19 protein-coding genes are annotated in these 21,567 nt (G+C 41.4%); 14 read left to right on the forward strand and 5 right to left on the reverse strand.

Annotation, left to right across the window (positions count from 1 at the left end; genetic code table 11):
* The first annotated feature begins 212 nt into the window (after positions 1–212).
* Together SC428_RS20240 and SC428_RS20245 are read left to right on the forward strand one after the other, a co-directional pair.
* On the forward strand, positions 213–1,412 hold the full coding sequence (locus tag SC428_RS20240) for an NAD(P)/FAD-dependent oxidoreductase (protein ID WP_272580621.1): 1,200 nt from the start codon (positions 213–215) through the stop codon (positions 1,410–1,412).
* 548 nt (positions 1,413–1,960) lie between these two features.
* On the forward strand, positions 1,961–2,659 hold the full coding sequence (locus tag SC428_RS20245) for a pirin family protein (protein ID WP_070927533.1): 699 nt from the start codon (positions 1,961–1,963) through the stop codon (positions 2,657–2,659).
* A gap of 63 nt (positions 2,660–2,722) precedes the next feature.
* Here the strand turns inward: SC428_RS20245 and pckA are convergent, their stop codons facing one another.
* From pckA to SC428_RS20265, 4 genes are all read right to left on the reverse strand, one after another.
* Positions 2,723–4,342 carry a phosphoenolpyruvate carboxykinase (ATP) gene (pckA, locus tag SC428_RS20250; protein WP_318709966.1) on the reverse strand — a complete coding sequence of 540 codons (1,620 nt, stop codon included), beginning with the start codon at positions 4,340–4,342 and terminating at the stop codon, positions 2,723–2,725.
* Positions 4,343–4,546: 204 nt separating this feature from the next.
* Positions 4,547–5,419, reverse strand: coding sequence for an Hsp33 family molecular chaperone HslO (gene hslO / locus SC428_RS20255; RefSeq protein WP_070927529.1), 873 nt, complete (start codon positions 5,417–5,419; stop codon positions 4,547–4,549).
* A gap of 25 nt (positions 5,420–5,444) precedes the next feature.
* Complete coding sequence (gene hslR / locus SC428_RS20260; protein WP_070927527.1) at positions 5,445–5,855, reverse strand: ribosome-associated heat shock protein Hsp15; 411 nt, start codon at positions 5,853–5,855, stop codon at positions 5,445–5,447.
* Positions 5,856–5,905: 50 nt separating this feature from the next.
* Positions 5,906–7,999 carry an IgaA/UmoB family intracellular growth attenuator gene (locus SC428_RS20265; protein WP_070927525.1) on the reverse strand — a complete coding sequence of 698 codons (2,094 nt, stop codon included), beginning with the start codon at positions 7,997–7,999 and terminating at the stop codon, positions 5,906–5,908.
* Positions 8,000–8,498: 499 nt separating this feature from the next.
* Here SC428_RS20265 and nudE point away from each other — a divergent pair, with 499 nt between their 5' ends.
* On the forward strand, positions 8,499–9,050 hold the full coding sequence (gene nudE / locus SC428_RS20270; protein WP_070927523.1) for an ADP compounds hydrolase NudE: 552 nt from the start codon (positions 8,499–8,501) through the stop codon (positions 9,048–9,050).
* 87 nt (positions 9,051–9,137) lie between these two features.
* Here the strand turns inward: nudE and mrcA are convergent, their stop codons facing one another.
* The gene (mrcA, locus tag SC428_RS20275) at positions 9,138–11,669 is read right to left on the reverse strand and encodes a peptidoglycan glycosyltransferase/peptidoglycan DD-transpeptidase MrcA (RefSeq protein WP_318709975.1); all 2,532 of its coding nucleotides are present in this window, start codon (positions 11,667–11,669) and stop codon (positions 9,138–9,140) included.
* A 116-nt stretch (positions 11,670–11,785) separates the two neighbouring features.
* Between mrcA and pilM the strand changes: the two genes are divergently transcribed.
* From pilM to trpS, 11 genes are all read left to right on the forward strand, one after another.
* Positions 11,786–12,637: a pilus assembly protein PilM gene (gene pilM / locus SC428_RS20280; protein ID WP_140187122.1), complete on the forward strand. Its 852-nt coding sequence runs from the start codon at positions 11,786–11,788 to the stop codon at positions 12,635–12,637.
* Entirely contained in the window at positions 12,624–13,166 is a 543-nt protein-coding gene (locus SC428_RS20285) for a PilN domain-containing protein (RefSeq protein ID WP_070927517.1), read from the forward strand. Before pilM ends, SC428_RS20285 begins: the two co-directional genes overlap by 14 nt.
* Positions 13,156–13,707 (forward strand): hypothetical protein, encoded by a 552-nt coding sequence (locus tag SC428_RS20290; protein WP_318709978.1) that lies wholly within the window; start codon positions 13,156–13,158, stop codon positions 13,705–13,707. Before SC428_RS20285 ends, SC428_RS20290 begins: the two co-directional genes overlap by 11 nt.
* Positions 13,697–14,743, forward strand: a complete 1,047-nt coding sequence (locus tag SC428_RS20295; protein WP_070927513.1) for a secretin N-terminal domain-containing protein — start codon at positions 13,697–13,699, stop codon at positions 14,741–14,743. Before SC428_RS20290 ends, SC428_RS20295 begins: the two co-directional genes overlap by 11 nt.
* A 506-nt stretch (positions 14,744–15,249) precedes the next feature.
* A complete protein-coding gene (gene aroK, locus SC428_RS20300; protein WP_070927511.1) occupies positions 15,250–15,771 on the forward strand; it encodes a shikimate kinase AroK in 522 nt (173 codons plus the stop codon).
* Between the two features lie 32 nt (positions 15,772–15,803).
* Positions 15,804–16,892, forward strand: coding sequence for a 3-dehydroquinate synthase (aroB, locus tag SC428_RS20305; RefSeq protein ID WP_070927509.1), 1,089 nt, complete (start codon positions 15,804–15,806; stop codon positions 16,890–16,892).
* A 318-nt stretch (positions 16,893–17,210) separates the two neighbouring features.
* Entirely contained in the window at positions 17,211–18,122 is a 912-nt protein-coding gene (locus tag SC428_RS20310; RefSeq protein WP_318709984.1) for an SPOR domain-containing protein, read from the forward strand.
* Positions 18,123–18,202: 80 nt separating this feature from the next.
* Positions 18,203–19,087: an adenine-specific DNA-methyltransferase gene (gene dam, locus SC428_RS20315; protein ID WP_140187129.1), complete on the forward strand. Its 885-nt coding sequence runs from the start codon at positions 18,203–18,205 to the stop codon at positions 19,085–19,087.
* A 34-nt stretch (positions 19,088–19,121) separates the two neighbouring features.
* A complete protein-coding gene (gene rpe, locus SC428_RS20320) occupies positions 19,122–19,796 on the forward strand; it encodes a ribulose-phosphate 3-epimerase (RefSeq protein ID WP_070927505.1) in 675 nt (224 codons plus the stop codon).
* Positions 19,793–20,485, forward strand: coding sequence for a phosphoglycolate phosphatase (locus SC428_RS20325; protein WP_070927503.1), 693 nt, complete (start codon positions 19,793–19,795; stop codon positions 20,483–20,485). Before rpe ends, SC428_RS20325 begins: the two co-directional genes overlap by 4 nt.
* A gap of 19 nt (positions 20,486–20,504) precedes the next feature.
* Complete coding sequence (gene trpS / locus SC428_RS20330) at positions 20,505–21,542, forward strand: tryptophan--tRNA ligase (protein WP_070927501.1); 1,038 nt, start codon at positions 20,505–20,507, stop codon at positions 21,540–21,542.
* The last annotated feature ends 25 nt before the right edge of the window (positions 21,543–21,567 follow it).

A 21,567-nucleotide genomic window follows, 5' to 3' on the forward strand; every position in this document is an offset into this window, starting at 1 on the left:
TTTTTCGATAATCATTCTAAGCTAATTAATCGCATAAAGCCTTTAACCGAACAGCAAAAAACCAGCTCAAAAGTTCAGCAAAACCTAATTATAATATTGTATTCAAGACTTTTCATTGCCCGTGACATTACAATGGTTGAAATATAACGTAAAATAGATACTCCCATCATGATTAGTATTTTAGAATCAAATATATATAGAGAATTTTTATTGTGAAAAATTATGACGTTATTATTCTTGGTGCAGGTGCTGCGGGACTATTTTGTGCCTCACTAGCAGGAAAACGCGGACTAAATACGCTTGTCTTGGATAACGGCAAAAAACTCGGCAGAAAAATTCTTATGTCAGGGGGAGGACGCTGTAATTTTACCAATATCTATGCTGATCACAGCAATTACCTTTCCGCAAACCCACATTTTTGTAAGTCAGCACTTGCTCGCTACACACAGTGGGATTTCATTGCCTTAGTCAACAAATACAACATTCCCTATCATGAAAAAACATTAGGTCAGCTGTTTTGCGATAATAGCGCTCAAGATATTGTGGATATGTTAGAAGCAGAATGTGATTTGCCAAATATCACGATTAAATTACGCAGTGAAGTAACCCGTGTAGAAAAAATAGATAACCGCTTTGTTATCACTTCAAATGGAAATGAAGTAAGTACACACTCACTTGTGGTTGCAACCGGAGGATTATCGATGCCGGGCCTTGGAGCAACACCTTTTGGCTATCGACTTGCGGAGCAGTTTGGCCACCATATTTTGCCGACTCGTGCCGCTCTAGTGCCTTTTACACTCCATAAGCCTTTGTTAGACCACCTGCAAGTTCTATCCGGTGTGTCTGTCGCAGCAACGGTCACAGCCGCAGATGGAACGTTGTTTAAAGAAAACATTCTGTTTACCCACCGTGGCCTATCTGGACCCGCCATTTTGCAAATCTCCAACTATTGGAACCCTGGTGAGTTTGTGAGTATTAACTTACTTCCTGAAACGTCTCTGACTGAATATTTGTCCGAAGAGCGCCAATCTCACCCCAACCAATCACTCAAAACCACACTGACTAAACTATTACCTAAGCGCCTAATTGAAATACTACAAGAGCTAGGGCAAATCCCTGAGTGCACACTCAAACAACTCAATCACCCACAGGTTGAAGCTCTGCATAACACACTCCATCAATGGCAAGTGCAACCAAATGGCACTGAAGGCTATCGTACAGCGGAAGTCACATTAGGAGGCGTTGATACACGCGAGATCTCGTCCAAAACGATGGAGTCGTTAAAAAGCAAAGGGCTGTATTTTATTGGTGAAGTGGTCGATGTGACCGGCTGGCTCGGGGGATATAACTTCCAGTGGGCATGGAGCTCTGCGTCTGCATGTGCAGAAAATCTCCCTTTTAAGGCCAATTAAAAAGCGCTAACGATGTCCGGCTGTTATCTAAGCAGCCATTGTGAGCTTTACCTAATCAATAACAATAACCACAAAAAACATAAATTATTTTAATGTAATCTCTACATGTTAACGAATAATAGCCCTACTATTAATATGTATTGTTCAAAAATCTCGTTTTAGTGGAAAAAATTTAATCCATTGAAAAATAATGGATATTTTTAATTTTTATAGAAATCATATAATTGCGATTTTTATTATAAATTATATCTTTTTGATTAAAAAAAACACTTTACAAACGATAGTGATAACTATTATCATCAAAACACTCCCACGACATAGCTTACTCAGCTACTGTTTTGGCAGTACGACATTGCTCACATTGCTTCCAGTGTTTAGTTTAGCCAGCCTTGCGCTGGCTATTTTTTTGTCTTCTTTTTTATTCAAATTTTTTGGATCCTATGGTCAATCCTATCTACTTCTCTCTTTAGTCAAATTAGCTAAACTGTTACCAACAAGTTTAGAGCTGACCCACACTGAGTTGGGTAGGCTTTTAAGGAGATGACACAATGATCTATTTACGTAAAGCAAATGACCGCGGCCATGCTAATCATGGCTGGCTAGATAGCTGGCATACTTTTTCGTTTGCTAATTACTATGATGAACAATTTATGGGCTTCTCAGCACTACGTGTCATCAATGAAGACTTTATTGATGCGGGTCAAGGCTTTGGTACCCACCCCCATAAAGATATGGAAATTTTAACTTATGTTCTTGAAGGCACCGTAGAACATAAAGATAGTATGGGTAATATGGAGCAAATACCTGCCGGTGAATTCCAAATCATGAGCGCAGGTACGGGTATACGTCACTCAGAATATAACCCTGATGATAAAAACCGTTTACACTTATATCAAATCTGGATTTTACCTGAAAAAACAGGTATCGAGCCTCGCTACGCACAAAAACGTTTTGATTCCGTAGGTGGTAAGCAATTAGTTCTATCGCCAGACGCAAGAGAAGGCTCATTAAAAGTCTATCAAGATATGACACTATGGCGCTGGGCATTGCCGAAAGATGAAACGCACACTTATGCAATTGCTGATAAGCGTGTTGTTTGGATCCAAGTCGTCAAAGGTGCAGTTGAAGTCAATGGTCAAACCGCAACCACCAGTGATGGCTTAGCGATTTGGCAAGAGAACCAACTGACGATCAAAGCAAGCGAAGGTAGTGAAATCTTACTGTTCGATTTACCTGCCGCTGATTAATGTTCCATCCATATCAAAAAGGCCCTCTATTGAGGGCCTCCGCGTTTTAAAACTCACCGCTAATTACAGCTTAGGACCGGCTTTAACCAGAGCCTCACCCGCTGGAGTGTCTGTATACTTATCAAAGTTTTTCACGAAACGCTCAGCCAAATCTTTCGCTTTCTCATCCCATTGTGATTTATCTGCATAAGTATTGCGTGGGTCAAGAATATTAGTATCAACCCCCGGCAGCGCTGTCGGTACTTCCAAATCAAAGATCGGTAATTCAATAGTATCCGCTTTCTCGATGTCACCACTTAAGATCGAATCGATGATTGCACGCGTATCTTTGATTGAAATACGTTTACCAGTACCGTTCCAACCTGTGTTAACTAAATAAGCTTTAGCGCCAGCCGCTTCCATACGCTTCACTAATACTTCTGCATACTGTGTTGGGTGCAATGAAAGGAATGCAGCCCCAAAGCAAGCAGAGAACGTTGGTGTTGGCTCTGTAACACCGCGCTCAGTACCTGCTAATTTCGCAGTAAAACCAGATAGGAAGTGATATTGGGTTTGCTCTGGCGTCAAGCGAGAAACTGGAGGCAATACGCCAAATGCATCAGCAGTTAAGAAAATCACTTTTGTTGCATGGCCAGCTTTAGACACAGGTTTAACAATATTGTCGATATGATAGATAGGGTAAGAAACTCGTGTATTTTCTGTTTTTGAACCATCATCAAAATCAACACTACCATCAGCCAATACGGTGACGTTTTCTAACAACGCATCGCGCTTGATAGCGCCATAGATGTCTGGCTCAGCTTCTTTAGAAAGGTGGATCGTTTTCGCATAGCAGCCACCTTCAAAGTTAAACACGCCATCGTCATCCCAACCGTGCTCATCATCACCAATTAGCTTACGTTTTGGATCTGTCGATAGAGTCGTTTTACCTGTACCTGATAGGCCGAAGAAAATGGCAACATCGCCTTGCTCGCCCACGTTAGCCGAACAGTGCATAGATGCGATGCCTTTTAGTGGCAGCAGGTAGTTCATCATAGAGAACATACCTTTCTTCATTTCACCGCCGTACCATGAACCACCAATTAACTGCATACGTTCAGTTAAGTTGAAAGCGACAAAGTTTTCTGAGTTCAAACCTTGCTCTTTCCAATTTGGGTTAGTGCATTTCGCTCCGTTCATCACAATGAAGTCTGGTTCAAAGCCGACCAGTTCTGCATCAGTTGGGCGAATAAACATGTTTTTAACGAAATGAGCCTGCCACGCCACTTCCGTGATAAAGCGTACTTTCAGGCGAGTATCTGCGTTTGCACCACAGAATGCATCAATGATAAATAAACGTTTGCCTGACAACTGTTCTGTGACTAAATGCTTTAACTCACTCCAAACTTTTTGAGTCATCGGTTTGTTATCATTTTTGCCTTTACCCTGATCAGCCCACCAGACAGTATCGCGAGTGACATCATCACGTACGATATATTTATCTTTTGGTGAACGACCGGTAAAAATACCAGTATCAACAGCAACGGCACCTAATGTTGTCACGGTACCACGCTCATAGCCTTCTAATTCAGGTTTGGTTTCTTCCTTGAATAGCAGCTCATAACTAGGGTTATAAACAACTTCTGCTACATCATGAATGCCATACTGCTCGAGATCCTTCGGGGTCATACTTTTAGCGCTCATTATTATTGCTCCAGGTAATCATAATTAATCTACAGATGATCATAATTCTTTACGACTAATTAACAGCGATAGCTATCAAAGAATTGAAAATGTATAATTTTTTTTAATTCATTATGAGACTTAGAGCACGTAATAAGCCTTTAAAAATATATAAAAAGGGTGCAAAATTGCACCCTGATCACATAATTAGGTTGCTAAATCGTATCAGTGAAGTTGCTGATTTAGTTCCTTTTTTAACCCTTGAATATCAGATTCAATAAATATGTAGTGCGCGCCACAATATTCACACTCCATATCAATTTTTCCATCTTTTTGCAATATATCGGCAACATCTTCTTCTGATAAAGTGAGTAACGTACTTTCGCAACGTTCACGTGAGCAAGTACAACGGAACTCTACCGCTTGAGGATCATATAAGGTCACGTCTTCTTCATGATATAAACGATGCAAAACTTCTTTCACATCAAGCTCACTCAGCTCTTTACCTTTAATTGTGGCTGTCAATTGTACTAAGTGATCGAAAAATTCATGACTCGTTTCATCTGCCGCAGGTAAAACTTGTAATAACATGCCACCAGCAATCGCTTTTCCATTTTCTTCGCCTACACGAATGAATAGACGAGTTGGTAACTGCTCTGACTGCATAAAATAAGCGTCAATACACTCTTCAATGGTTTCGCCCTCAATCGCTACGATCCCTTGATAACGCTCACCTTGAGTTGGTGTGATGGTTATGACCATATAGCCATTACCAACCATTTGTTTCAATGAGCTGCCTGCTACGACTGGACCATTGATCCGAGCAACACCGCGCATTTGCTGTAAATTATTACCATTGATAACCGCCAAATTCACAGGACCATCACCTTGAATTTGTACAGTAATATCACCGTCAAATTTTAATGTCGCCGTCAGCAAACTGGTTGCTACTAGCAATTCACCCAATAGCCCTTTCACAGCTTCAGGGTAATCGTGATTATCTAAGATCTGTTGAAAAGTATCGTCGACAGTAATCATTTCTCCACGCACAGCGTGCTGTTCAAACAGGAAGCGATGGAGTAGGTCTTGTTTAGCCATAATGTCTCTCTATTACGTTGGCTCCTTAGGAGGAGCCATGGGAATTCGTTTGTTTAAATTTTAGCAGGGTTCGACGCTCTTTTTTATCAGGTCGCCGTTCCGGATGAGGCATAGTTAATGCATTCATCTTCCGCGCTTGTGCGACTTTGTCGCGCTGCTCTAGGCTTTCTTGGGTTTCACGATACAGTAACTGTGCATCAGGAGCGCCTCGGCGCTGGCTACTTATCTCCAATACTTCGACAGTACGTTCATCATTTCCTTGCCTCAGCCTAATCAGTGCATTTAGCTCAACTATCTTACCGGGTTTGGTTCTTTGCCCGTTATAATGAACTTTTCCACCATCAATCATATCGCGAGCAATCGAACGAGTTTTATAAAAACGCGCTGCCCATAGCCATTTATCAAGGCGAACCGGTTCTGTTGATGTTTGTTTCATGATGTTACCTCACTGTAAATCATCAAAATGAGGCTGCCACCATTCGAAAATTAACTTTGATTGGAGGGATTGCCTGCCTCGAAGCACTTATCGTAATACTGTTGAATATTACGCAAGCGCCTTTTATTGTTTATGACACGAGATACAACTAAAGTACCATTCAGTATCACAACGATAGCAAGAAAAAGTGCAAATAAGGAATTACTGACATATTGAGACATTACTGCGTCACTTGGCTTACTATGAAGCGTAATGTGCAATGTGCCGTTTGCATCAGTGGATAATTGGGTAACAATACCTTCAACATCGAATGGAGTATTCACCAGCAAGCCAGCTATACGTTTCAGCTCCAACCAACGTTGTAAGGGAGTCAAATCATTAAAGACGCTCCCTACGATAGAATCTACTAATGCTTTATTTTCATCACTAATAAATAACACCCCCCCAGGAGGAGGACTATTCAATTTAGCGGCCTCTTTTTCAACTTCGCCTTTGATAAATTCATATGTGGTGGCTTCAACGAGCTTTTCCAAGGCCTCTGCACTTCCTGCGCGTAATAAAACATGCGCACCACTCAATTTACCTGTAGAGGCCTTCGCAACCAATGCGTCCCAATCATCGGTACTACCTAAATTAATTAACGCATTTTTTAATTTTGGACAGGCCTTTTCTTCGTAGCATAATTCATTGGTTTTCAATATGATCTCAGAGAAATCAAAAATAATATTCATGCCTGACTTCATGATATCGCGTTGCAATCGAGGGTTAACGCCAACACCGCTTTTTTCAGGATGTAATTGACTTTGTACTGCATTTAATAAATTTGTCGCACGATCTACAATCACCGATTCCGGATCAGGAGACAAGCTCATATTGTTCCAATAAATACCTGAGCAATCAAAAGGCGCAAATTGTGCTTGATTTGAATCAGAGAAATTAGGTGGCCGATAGCACATCCCAACGCCTTTGGCCGTTAAGCTATCGCCGATTTTTAATTGATGTGTTTCCAATTCTGTGACATTGGTGACTTTTACGGTTTCAGCACCGTCTAGCCACGCAACCCCTAATTTAATAGGTAAACTCATTGATTGATAAGAAAACATTAAAACCAAAACTAATAACCCTGTTGCGAGTATTACAAGGTTTTTTTTATATCGGCGATACGGGTAATAACGTTCCTCTCCATGCAATGAAAGAAACTGCCCATAACGCAAAACATGCCCTGATGGGTACATATCTATATTGGTCGCTTTATTCAATTCACGCTGAATATACGGCTCCCAATGAGGGGGGTAATAAAGATCGGTACCACCGATAGAAACTGTTGATGATTGCCTTTTATCCAATTCGCCATACAATTCCCACCGTTTAGGCTGCCCAAATACACATTGCACATCTTGTAAGGACTGGGGAAATACACGAACGCGAAATAAAGCCAATAACCCAATAATTAAACAAATAAACGCACCAACAAAACCCCATGACTGCAAGAAAGGAAGCGCTAATAACGCTAAGTACCCTAATAAAAAACTCAAGCAAATAAAAAGCGTGCCAACCCAGCTTGATGAATGATTTAAGCGATGCTCTTCGACAGTTTCTTGACGCACACGTAAAACCTGTACATTTGGCTCGCCACGTTCATGAATCGCAGCTTCCGGTGCCGTTCTTTCACTGACTTCATCCTCAGACCATTCATCATTAAAATCCTTCAATGAAAAACCATTCAAAGAAATAATAAGTGGTAGATGATTTGTATCAACCAACTCCATCACGTTTTGTTGCTGTAAATAAGGTTCGAGCTGTGAAGGAAGCTTAACTTCAAGGGTATCGATAAAATAACGCCAGCTATCCGTTTTTTCTTGGCGCAGATTAAAACGCGTGACTGAATTACAAACCGTTGCGATGACTGGATTCTTTTTTAATTGCCACCGTGATTGTTCAACATTTAGGGAAGAAGACAAATTAGAGCGCAGATATTGTGAAATTGTTTGGTAGTCGGAGTCAATCATCTTTCGAAAAGAGGGCTCAGCCTGAGAAGGGATCTGATAGACACCAGAATTCCGCCCCCGTCTGAAATACAGAAAGGAAGCCATTATAGTTAGGCTAATAATTAATATAGCCGTTATAATGACGTAATTAAGCATCTTTGCCCCAATGAAATAATATCAAGAAAAGCATAGCAATCACTACGCTGCCCCTAAATAAGCCAATTCCTATTCTATTTCTAATTTTTATCTTAATTTACAATACGTTGTAATTGAAAAAATTTATTTATTAATCTGTGCTATTTTTATACGCTTTCAAGCCACCAAAATATGTCAAACTGTTTACAAAGTTGTTTCAACACTCGTGGTTTAATATCGAAAATGCAGATACTCGTTTGCTTTACGCCACAGCCCTTTAATACGCTAACCACGCAATGATTACTCACGTATTTCGAGTATCGCACTCTCTATTTACCACACTCAACACACAACTTGAAGCTTCGCAAGTATAACGACTGAATTTTATTAGCCCTATAATCTCTATCAATTTTTTTTGAGATGGGTCATAGTGATGTGAGCCATAACAACTTGCAGTATAAAAAGTGACATTTTTTTGTCTCTATTATTTTTTATTCATCTACCCTATTCGGGGATCATTATGACAGAGCTTAAAAAGCCAAAAATTCTGAGTATTCAGGACGTTGCTCATTCAAAACTATTCAGTATTCAATCTGTTAACCTCGAGTTTAGCAACGGTGAAAAACGCATTTATGAAAGAATGCGCCCAGGGAAACGGGAAGCCGTGCTTATCGTTCCGATCATCAATGACAGTGTGATCCTCATTCGTGAATATGCTGTCGGTATTGAAGACTATGAACTCGGGTTCCCTAAAGGTGCCATCGACCCTGGTGAAACACCAATAGAAGCAGCACAACGTGAACTAAAAGAAGAAATAGGCTTTGGTGCCAACCAAATCAAGCAGGTAGCGAAACTCACTATGTCGCCCTCTTACTTTTCGAGTAAAATGAATATTCTGATTGCAGATGATCTCTATAGTGAGAAATTAGAAGGTGATGAGCCAGAACCGCTGCAACAAGTCAGATGGCCCATTGCTCGCATGATGGAATTACTTGAACACCCTGATTTTAATGAAGCTCGTAATATCAGTGCACTATTTTACCTTGAACGCTTTTTAAAACATCGCGTTTAAATGTTTTACCTCTAAAAATAAATAGGAAAATCAATCACGATTTTCCTATTTAACTCATATCAATAATACTCCCTTGCAAAGAGAGAATTAAAACAGTTCTTGGCTCCCACCGCCCTCTTCAAAGATGGTCGTGCCCACTTCTTGAACTACATGCTCTTTAGGCTCCGTTCCCTCAATAAAGTACTCTTTACGAGAGCTGCCTAGTTTGCCTGTGCGGTTATCAATAGATACTGAAATTACCCCTTTAGGTGGCTTCATCATCGTTACAGGCACCCCCTCAAGGATAGACTTCATAAAATCATCCCACATAGGTTGAGCACTCTTAGCGCCTGCTTCACCACCGCTAGCGGCGGTACGGCCTAACGAACGTCTATTATCATCAAAACCGATCCACGCTGATGCAACAACATCTGGGCCATAACCTGAGAACCATGCATCTTTTGAGCTGTTAGTGGTTCCCGTTTTACCACCAATATCACGGCGCCCCCCCAAATCTCTCGCTGCACGCCAGCCCGTTCCTGACCAACCCGGCTCACCGTATATATTGGTCATCATTGCATCTCGGATCAAGAAAGCCAATGGTGTGCTGATCACATGAGGTGCATACTTATCTTCTGCTGTTACCTCTTCGGGCGTGGCTGATGCCATTTCCATTGTTGGCTCTTGTTGTACCGTATTATCATCTGATTGAGTGACTTCTTCCGTCGACTCATCATCAACACCTTTCAACGCGATGGTACGCTCAGTATTACCGTAAATAACTGGAATATCAGTACAATCAGGGCAAGCAATTCTTGGCTGAGCTTCAAACAATACCTTACCATCAACATCTTCGATTTTTTGAATATAGAAAGGGTCAACAAGATAGCCACCATTCACCATTACCGCATACCCTCTTACCATCTGCATTGGTGTGAAAGAAGGCGCACCAAGGGCTAAAGCTTCTGTGCGATTAATATTCTCAGCAGGGAAACCAAAACGCGTTAAATAATCAGCGGCATAATCAACTCCCATTGCGCGCATTGCACGCACCATCACGACGTTCTTCGATTGGCCTAAACCTTGCCTTAAGCGAATTGGCCCATCATAGCGAGGTGGTGAGTTTTTAGGGCGCCAATCTGAACCCGCCCCTGCATCCCAACGGCTAATCGGCACGTCATTCAGTAATGAAGAAAGTGTTAGCCCTTTATCCATCGCCGCTGTGTATAAGAATGGTTTGATGTTTGAACCCACTTGGCGTAACGATTGAGTGACTCGATTAAACTCACTCATGTTGAAATCAAAACCACCTACCAACGCAATAATTGCGCCATTATTTGGATTCAATGCGACGAAAGCACCGTTTACATCAGGTACTTGTCCTAACCACCAACTGTCTTTTACCTTGCGGATCCAAATTTGCTCCCCAGCTTTGATAACCGCATTTACTTTATTTGGCGTTGCGCCTTGCTGAGTATCAGAGATAAATTTACGTGCCCAACGGACACCCGCTAACGAAATTTTTTCCGTTGAACCATCCGCCAATTGAACAGTAGCTTCACTGTCCGTAGCTGAAAGCACAACAGCGGGTAGCAGCGGGCCATAAACAGGGGATTTTTTCAGTTTTTCAATAATCTGTTCGCTAGTCCATGCCGTTTCTGGCGCACTCCACAACACTTCTGTAGGGCCACGATAGCCGTGGCGAACATCATAATCGATCAAATTATTACGCACTGCATCTGTCGCAGCAAGTTGGTCTTTACGAATAACCGTGGTGTAAACCTTATAGCCATCGGTATACGCATCTTCACCATGTTGTTCGTAAAGTGTTTGACGAGCCATTTCTGCTAAATAAGGCGCTGAAAAATCAACTTTTGGCGCATGATATGACGCCTCAATTTTTTCACTTTTCGCTTGCTCATATTGATCTTGAGTGATGTATTTTTCTTCTAACATTCTCCCAAGCACCACATTACGACGGTTAACTGCACGCTCATAAGAATACAATGGGTTAAATGTTGAAGGGGCTTTTGGTAAGCCAGCAATCATCGCGATTTCACTGAGGGTTAACTCATTGACCGTTTTACCAAAGTACACATAAGCCGCAGCACCTACACCGTAAGCTCGGTTACCTAAATAGATCTTATTGAGATACAACTCCATAATCTCATCTTTGGTAAACAATTGCTCAATTCTCACCGCAAGAAACGCTTCTTTTGCTTTACGCATCAAGGTTTTTTCTGGACTCAAATAGAAGTTTCTTGCTAGTTGCTGGGTGATAGTACTCGCCCCTTGGGATGCATGCCCTGATGACGCCATTACCGTGACCGCACGAAAAATACCAATAGGGTCAATACCATGGTGCTCATAAAAGCGGCTATCTTCAGTAGCAATAAATGCCTTGATCATAAGGGGTGGAATATCTGCTAATGGCAATGGTATACGGCGCTTTTCGCCATACTGTGCGATCAACTCTCCATCGGCACTGAAAACCTGCATTGGCGTTTGTAAGCGGATGTCTTTCATTGTCGCAACGTCAGGCAGCTCACCTTCGACATACTTGTACATGCCAAAAATCGAAGCTGTTCCCAAAAAAATGCAACAAATAACAATAATGAAAAAATATTTTACGAACTTCACCGGATAATTCCCATGCTCAACAGACAGGAGGGTTTAGATATATATGGCGCGTAGTATAAAGCTTATACAGCTCAATAGAAATCGTAATTTAACGGTTAATAATAAGGATATTATCTATGTATTCACAACTCTGGCATGTTGGGATCGACCTTTGCCAAACAACAATACAGCTTGTGGCAGCACGGCGGAGCCGTAAACATTGGCATCTATGTGAATGTTGGCAACACCCTATTCCAAACCAAATTTCCGACCTATCTGAAAATAAAAAACGCGCTATCCTACTGGATATATTAGTACAATGGCGTCGGAAATTACCGAAAAATTGTCAAGTTTCTATCGCATTTCCCTCGTTAAGAACGATAAAACAACAAATAACGTTACCTGAACAACTTACATTACAACAGCCTGAATTGGGTTGGTATTTACGTGCCCAAGCAGAAAAATTGTTTCCATTGAGCATAGAAGAACTCACAATTGATTATAGAGTGATCAACCGCAGCGCCTATTTAAATGGCGTTCGCCGCTCTGAAATCTTGTTTTGGCAAGAGTTGTTTCAAAATAGTGGTTTTATACTAACCGCAATTGATGTTGCACCATGTGTTTTACGTTATCTTGCCCGCTTAGCGGGGCTGCCCGATGAAAGCTGGTTAGTGCATTATCGGCAAGGTGAATGGTTATGGTCGGGCCCAATAAGCCAACCGGCAAACTACAATCAAATCCAAGATAGCGATATTACCACCCTCAATCAATTACTCCCTCTTCTCACTGAAACCAATACATCTCAACCGCACCCAGTGTATTACATTGGCGACGACCATCAGTCACAAGCCAAACACTCATGGAATCTACTACAAGCATTTCAGCGATACTCTATTACACTCCCTCATCAACTGGGTGACTATGTAATTGCAGCTGGCTTAGCGCTACGCCAAAAAGACAATGAAGGCGATAAATATGTATCAGGTTAATTTTTTGCCTTGGCGGCATCAGCGAATTACCCGCCGAAAATGGCAGTGTTTGATAATACTGATCATGCAAAGTAGCTGCGCCTTACTGATGATGATCTATTGCTATTTCCAGCAACAATCACAGCAGCAATATCTGCAAACCACTAAAACACAACTTGAACAACAACTCATGCTTAATCAGCAACAAATAGATACGATTAAACAGCAACAAGCCCAGCTGGAGCTGTGGCTTAGCCATCAACAAAGGCTCGATGAAGACTCACAAAATAATTTACGGCAACTGGATATTCTTAAACAATTATCCGTAATTACCCCAACAAAGAGTTGGCTAACCCATGTCGTTCTTACCAATAAACATTTAAACATCACCGCATATAGCTATGATTTTCAAGATATAAGCCAATTAATAAATCAAATAGAAAACAATCCTCTGTTGCATCAAACACAACTCATCAAAATGGGTAAGACACGCCAAGTGAATTACTTACATGTCAGTGCAAACATCTCGGAGGAAGGGCATGAACAGTAACACTTCTGCCTTTTGGTATCGTCCTTTGTGGCAACGGCTCTTGCCTACGAGTGTGGCTATGATACTTATTTTATTCACTTATTTTTATTTCTATTGGCAACCAATTGCACTTCAATTAGCCAAGCTAGAGCATGAGATACACGATCTCGACGCTCAATCACGACATATGCAAATCACACATCAACAATTACCCTCTCTTGAACAGCTGAATTCGCAAATAGTCGCACTAAAATACAAGGTGAATTCATCTCAGCGAGATCCAAGTGAATTTATCACTCATTTACAGCAAACCGTAACCCGTACAAATGTTGTTCTTAATCGATTACAACCCTCAACGAATACAGAAACTCAGGAAAAAAGTTATACAATTGAAGTTCAAGGGGATTACCCTCAACTTTATCGTTTTATTCATGCTCTAATATCACCACCAACTCATCAAATAGGGTTGCTCTCCGGAGCCAGTTTCACACCACATAATGGCCAATTAGCAGCTACTCTAACTATTTCATTTATCACGGATGATAAAAATAATGCGCAATAAATTATTTTTTGTAGTTATTGGTATTTTAACGATTTCATTTAACGCTAGTTCACAGGCGTTACGCGACCCATTTATTCCTCAGTTAATAGAAACTAATCATGAAGTTTTATCCCAACAGCCCCCTTCCGTAACACCACCTCCAGAAAACCTATTTACTGAAAAAATTTTTACGTTGACCTCAATTAACGCTAAAGATGCCCTTGAGCAATTAAACCAAGTAGGCGATGCGCTGTTATCTAAAGAGGGCAGCGCCACCAGCCATTTAGCAACTAACAGCTTAGTGATTAAGGAAACCAAAAACCGATTACAACTTATCGGTGAGTGGTTAAAACAATTAGATATTCCTAAACAGCAAGTTCAGATAACCGCACACATTATCAGTAGTAGCCGAACAGCACTTCAAGAACTGGGGTTAGAGTGGGGTATGTTATCTGGAAGCCCAAATAATAGTCGTTATCAACGTTATAATCGTTATGACGCAGTTTCTGTGGCAGGGCAATTCAATTTTAATCTACTCAGGCTCGGAGAAGGCTTACTCGAACTCAAACTGAATGCATTAGAAAAAGAAAACTTACTGTCAATTATTGCTAGCCCTCGACTAGTCGCATCTCATAAACACCCAGCCAGTATTCAGCAAGGAACTGAAATTCCTTATGTAACCAGCACAGAAAAGAAAACACATGTTCAATTTAAAGATGCGGTATTAGGAATGGAGGTAACACCCACAATTTCACGAAGTGACCACATTGAGCTATTACTGAAAATTAGCCATAACTCACCAGATAAGGCGCTTACGGCAAGTGATAACCACTACTTAGCGATCAACAAGCAAGAAATAGTCACTTCAGTAACCATTCGAAATAATGAAACCTTGATACTTGGAGGAATTTTCCAACAAAAGCAAGAAAGCACCGAATCAGGTTTACCTGTTCTTTCTGAGATCCCTTTTCTAGGTAGATTATTTACACATACAGGTAAACATATTGACCGTAGGGTTCTTATGGTTTTTATTACACCTAAGCTGATCAATATTTAGCACCAAACAATAACCAATATATTTCAATGCATTACAGAAAAATAAAAGGAATATGAAGCCTAAAATTTATTTTTTATGTCATAAACCTACCGGATAAATTTGACGCTGGCGTCGTTTTAGCATACAAGGTTATCCATTGAGTGTTCTAACTATCGGTAGATTAAAGAACAAGCTATCAGCCGCTTATTAAATAGCCGCAATAAATTTGCTCTATAAATTAGCAGGTACTCTGCATCTTTGATATCAGGGTAATTCTGCTAAAACTCATTGTTGAACAAAACGTTAGGCAACATAGACGGCATAATTATAGAAACCAGTAACACCAAATGAGGCACTTTGTTCGCTCAGTGCCTCATTTATATAGTTGCAATTCAGGTTGATGTATTGAGATAATTTTCTTATCTGATCTCACTTATCACTCATGAGGTTTCAGTTTAGGTCCCGTCGCTAATTTGATTGGCGGGGCGGGTTATCATTAACGAATAATCGTAGTAATACCAAAAAACATGGCAGAGAAACGCAATATCTTTCTGGTTGGACCGATGGGTGCCGGCAAAAGCACTATTGGTCGTCAATTGGCTCAACAGCTTAATATGGAGTTTTTCGACTCTGATCACGAGATTGAAAAACGCACAGGCGCAGATGTAGGCTGGGTCTTTGACCTAGAAGGCGAAGAAGGCTTTCGCGATCGCGAAGAAAAAATCATCAATGAGCTTACCGAAAAACAAGGCATCGTATTGGCAACGGGTGGCGGTTCAGTAAAATCGAAAGAAACCCGAAATCGCCTATCCGCTCGTGGTGTTGTTGTGTATCTTGAGACCACTATCGAGAAACAATTATCTCGTACTCAACGCGATAAAAAGCGTCCATTATTACAAGTGGATGAGCCCGCTCGCGAGGTTCTTGAGAAATTGGCATCTGAACGCAACCCTATGTATGAAGAGATTGCTGACATTACAATCCATACAGATGAGCAAAGTGCCAAAGTTGTCGCTAGCCAAATCATTGAGCTGTTAGAAAAAAACTAACTCAACCCAGTAATGGCACAAGGTAAAGCAAGATGGAAAAAGTCACTGTTACTTTGGAAGAACGTAGTTATCCAATCACTATTGCTTCAGGTCTTTATAACCAGCCCGATGCATTTTGGCCACTGAAGTCAGGTCAACGTGCGATGGTGGTGACCAATGAAACACTCGCACCTATCTATTTAGATAAAGTTACCCGAGTACTTGAAGCATTAGGTGTCTCAGTAGATTCCATCATATTACCTGATGGTGAACAATATAAATCATTGTTTATTATGAATGATGTGTTCACTGCCTTACTGGAAAAACGTCATAGTCGCGATACGACCCTTATTGCTTTAGGCGGTGGGGTTATCGGCGATCTCACAGGATTTGCTGCGGCAAGTTATCAGCGTGGGGTACGCTTTATCCAAGTTCCTACCACGTTGCTTTCTCAAGTAGACTCTTCTGTTGGTGGTAAAACCGCAGTTAACCACCCTCTAGGCAAAAATATGATCGGGGCATTTTATCAACCCGCCTCTGTTATTATCGATCTTGATTGCCTAAAAACACTGCCTAAACGTGAACTATCATCAGGTCTTGCCGAAGTCATTAAATACGGCATTATTCTTGATGGTGAGTTTTTTAGCTGGTTAGAAAGCCATATTGATGCGCTCATGGCATTGGATAACCAAGCAATGGCTTACTGTATCCGTCGTTGCTGTGAACTCAAAGCACAAGTCGTCGCTGCTGATGAGAAAGAAACCAGTGGGTTAAGAGCACTACTGAATCTTGGGCACACCTTTGGCCATGCTATTGAAGCACATATGGGTTACGGTGTTTGGTTGCATGGTGAAGCCGTTGCCGCGGGTATGGTTATGGCAGCGAAAACCGCAGAAAGTATTGGTACCTTTACCTCAGCTCAAACACAGCGCATCACTGCCCTATTAGAACGCGCTGATTTACCTGTTACAGGACCAAAACAAATGACCGCTGATGACTATTTACCTCATATGATGAGAGATAAAAAAGTCATGGGAGGCAAATTACATTTGATCTTACCTACCGCTATCGGTCATGCAGAACTGCGCTCAGACATAGAGTCGCAAACTGTATTGAATGCGATATCTTCCTGCTTACCATGAAAATCTGAATCTGATTGTATAATTTACCGCCAGAAACAGCGAATAACGTCTCTAAAACCGAGGGTTTTAAAATGTTTCTGGCAGATATGTCTTAAAGTCGTTAAATTATGCCATATATCTAAAGTTTCAGGTTACAACACTAACTCAAACACTTAGACTTTTAACTATGTGTTAGCTATTTCGTATATCATATGAAAAACGGGATGACGAAAACTATCCTTTGCAGGATTGCAGGTATACACTACTAGCTAGTAAGCAGCCGTAATACAGAGACACATTTATCTCGATTACAAGGCAATATATTTTTGGGAGGGCAAAATGGACGAATTTAAACCAGATAATCAGCCTCAAGCACAAAATGATCTACGGCCAGATACATCCGACCGACCAACAGGTCGTAGCCGTCAACAATCATCATCGGCAAAGCCTAAGCTGACGTTATCACGCCAGCACATTATGATTGGTGTCGGTGTATTGGTACTGTTATTGTTGATTATTGCCATTAGCTCAGCCTTAAAAGCACCAACTGAACACGAAAAGCAGCAAATTGATAGTTCTGACTCAAGTGGACGTAATATCGATCTGTCAGGTTCTTCCTCATTGAGTAATAGTTCACTGCAAGGTCAAACCCAAGAAATCAACATGCCGCCAGTGAGTCCAACTCCAACTCAGAGCGAACCACAACAGCAGCAAAATAATTATGGTGAACGGATAGAAATCCCAGGTGATGTGGCAGATGCATTGAACCAAGGCCAATCAATTAACCAAGGTTCAACAAACAATACGCAAACACAAAATATTGCTCCACCGCCAATTACTCAGACGCCATCTGTGCAAACCCCACAGACAACGCCAGTAAAACCAGAAAAAGTTCCAACAAAACCTGTTGAAACCAAACAACCGGCACAACCAAAACAGCCGGCGAAAACCACCACTGCAAGCAATAGCCAAAGTGGTAACTTAATGTCTGCACCAGCAGGGAACTATACATTACAATTAAGCAGTGCAAGCCGCTCTGACACATTAGAAGCTTTCGCTAAACAACATAAACTGACGAACTATAAAGTTTATAAAACAATCCGCAATGGGAAAACTTGGTATGTATTAATCCATGGTAATTATCGTTCAGTGAATGAAGCAAAAAGTGCAATTTCCACTTTACCTGCTGATATCCAAGCGAAAAAGCCATGGGTAAGAAATATGAAACAAGTTCAACAGGATCAAAAATAATAACGTTTTATAGCGGGCGCACTATGCTGTCCTGACAGAGTACTCAATTTTACTCTAAACGTTTGTAACAATAAGACGGCATGAAAAAAACACGCGCTTTTTTGAAATGGGCCGGCGGCAAATACCCACTAGTGGAGGATATCAAAAAACATCTTCCACAAGGGGATTGTCTGATCGAGCCCTTTGTAGGAGCTGGTTCTGTTTTCCTAAACACCAGCTATGACGCTTACGTCCTAGCTGACATCAACAGTGACCTAATCAACCTCTACAATACTGTAAAATATCGCACAGACTCATTTATTGGGGAGGTGCGCGAGATCTTTACGCCTGAATTTAATACCGCTGAGCAGTATTACTTAAAACGTGAAGAATTTAATCGTTCCATAGATCCTATCAAGCGTAGCGTATTATTTTTATATTTAAATCGCCATTGCTACAACGGTCTATGTCGCTACAACTCACGCGGTGAATTTAACGTGCCATTTGGCCGCTATAAAAAACCTTACTTCCCAGAAGAAGAACTATTGTGGTTTGCAGACAAAGCACAAAAGGCAACCTTTATCACCCAACATTATGAAAGTACTCTTTTATCTGCGGAATCAGGATCAGTGATTTATTGTGACCCGCCTTATGCACCACTTTCCGAGACGGCAAACTTCACTGCGTATCACACCAATGCTTTTAGTGCACAAGAACAAAGAAACTTAGCTCAGTTAGCCCACTATTTGTCTTCAGATCGCAAAATTCCCGTTCTGATTTCAAATCATGACACACCCGCAACTCGTGAATGGTATCATCAAGCTAAATTACACATAGTCAAAGTGCGTCGTACTATCAGCCGGAATATACTTAACCGAAATAAAGTAAATGAACTGCTAGCGTTGTATAATGGTGAGCCAACCCTCAATCTGCCAAAACAAATTGTGAAAACAACAGCTAAGCACTTCTCGCCCGGCGTGAAATGACTCTCAGGTAACATTTAAATAATCGGAGACAATAATGAAAGATTTTCTCATTGCCCCATCTATTTTATCTGCAGATTTTGCCCGTTTAGGTGAAGACACCGCAAAAGTACTGGCCGCAGGTGCTGATATCGTACACTTTGATGTTATGGATAACCATTATGTCCCTAACCTCACATTTGGCGCGCCTATTTGTAAAGCACTACGTGACTATGGCATCACAGCTCCTATTGATGTTCACCTGATGGTCAAACCCGTTGACAGAATTATTCCTGATTTTGCTAAAGCAGGTGCTAGCCATATCAGCTTCCATGTTGAAGCGAGTGAACATGTCGATAGAACATTACAGCTGATAAAAGAACATGGCTGTACTGCTGGACTCGTATTTAACCCTGCCACTCCACTGAGTCATTTAGAGTATGTTATGGACAAAGTGGACATGATCTTACTGATGTCAGTGAACCCTGGATTTGGTGGGCAATCTTTTATTCCACAGACCCTCACTAAATTGCGCCAAGTCCGTAAAATGATCGATGAGAGCGGCTATGATATTCGTTTGGAAATCGATGGCGGTGTTAAAATCGACAACATTGCGGAAATTGCCGCTGCTGGTGCAGACACCTTTGTTGCAGGATCTGCCATTTTTGGTCAGCCCGATTACAAAGCCGTCATTGATCAAATGCGTAAGGAATTACAAAAGGTATCTCAATGACACAGCCGAGTTTAGAAAACATTAAAGCAATTGCATTTGATTTAGATGGTACTCTGGTTGACAGTGCTGGTGGATTAGCCGAAGCACTGGATAACGCCTTAGTAGAGCAAGGTTTTTCGCCCGCAGGCAAAGAGCGCGTTTCCATTTGGGTAGGTAATGGTGCTGATGTCATGATTGACCGCGCATTAACATGGGCGGGAGCAACCATCACACCTGAGCTTCATCAGGCAACGCGCCACAGCTTTGATAAGTTCTATGCAACATCAGTCACAACAGGTAGTGAGCTGTTTCCTGAAGTGAAAGAAACCCTCGAAAAACTGTCACAACATGGTTTACCTATGGCGATTGTGACCAACAAACCGACTCCTTTTATCGCACCACTTCTCAAAAAGCTGGCTATCGACAGCTATTTTTCACTGGTGCTTGGTGGCGATGATGTAAAAGAAAAGAAACCTCATCCAGCCCCTTTGTATCTCACTATGGGTAAGTTTGGTTTACGAAAAGAGGAATTGCTTTTTGTTGGTGATTCCCGTAATGATATTATCGCTGCACAAAGTGCACAGTGCCCTTGTGTTGGCCTAACCTATGGTTATAACTATGGCGAATCTATCGCACTAAGTGAGCCTGACTGTGTATTAACACACTTTTCAGATATCCTGCCTAGCATTGGTTTATCTGATACAAAATAACGAAAGGATATAAAAAGAAATGAGTGAACCCACTGCAACACAAAAGCCATCCCAAAAACCTATCGTATTCAGCGGCGCGCAGCCTTCCGGTGAATTAACCATCGGTAACTACATGGGTGCGCTGCGTCAGTGGGTACAGATGCAAGATGATTACGATTGCATCTACTGTATCGTTGACCAACATGCCATCACAGTTCGTCAAGATCCAGACGAACTACGTAAAAGAACTCTCGATACATTAGCACTTTATCTTGCTTGCGGCATCGATCACCAAAAAAGTACTATATTTGTCCAATCCCATGTTCCACAACATGCACAACTGAGCTGGGCACTGAATTGCTATACCTACTTTGGCGAATTAAGCCGCATGACTCAGTTTAAAGACAAATCAGCGCGTCATTCAGAAAATATCAACGCCGGTCTATTTGATTATCCTGTATTAATGGTGGCAGATATCTTGCTATACCAAACCAACAAAGTTCCTGTTGGGATTGACCAAAAACAGCATCTTGAATTAAGCCGCGATGTAGCCCAACGTTTTAACGCGATTTATGGGGATATCTTCACCGTACCAGATCCGTTTATTCCAACAGGTGGCGGCGCTCGCGTAATGGCATTACAAGATCCAACAAAGAAAATGTCTAAATCGGATGAAAACCGTAATAACCTGATCGCGCTACTTGAAGATCCAAAAGGTGCGGCGAAGAAAATTAAACGTGCCATGACAGATTCAGAAGAGCCACCTCGTGTTATTTATGATATTGAAAATAAACCAGGGGTATCAAACCTGTTAGATATTCTGTCAGGCATTACAGGTAAAAGTATCCCAGAGCTGGAAGCTGAGTTTGCAGGCCAGATGTACGGTCATCTAAAAGGTGCGGTTGCTGAAGCCGTGGCAGGGATGTTGACGACCTTGCAAGAGCGTTACCACCACTTCCGTAATGATGAAGCTTTACTCAATAAAATCATGGATGAAGGTGCAACCAAAGCAGCAGCTCGTGCACAAGAAACACTGGATAAAGTCTATCAAGCCATCGGTTTTGTTAAACGCCCTTAATCGATACAATAAATTTATGGTCGCT

Source organism: Providencia sp. 2023EL-00965, assembly GCF_033550225.1.
In the GTDB taxonomy this organism is placed as follows: Bacteria; Pseudomonadota; Gammaproteobacteria; order Enterobacterales; family Enterobacteriaceae; genus Providencia; species Providencia manganoxydans.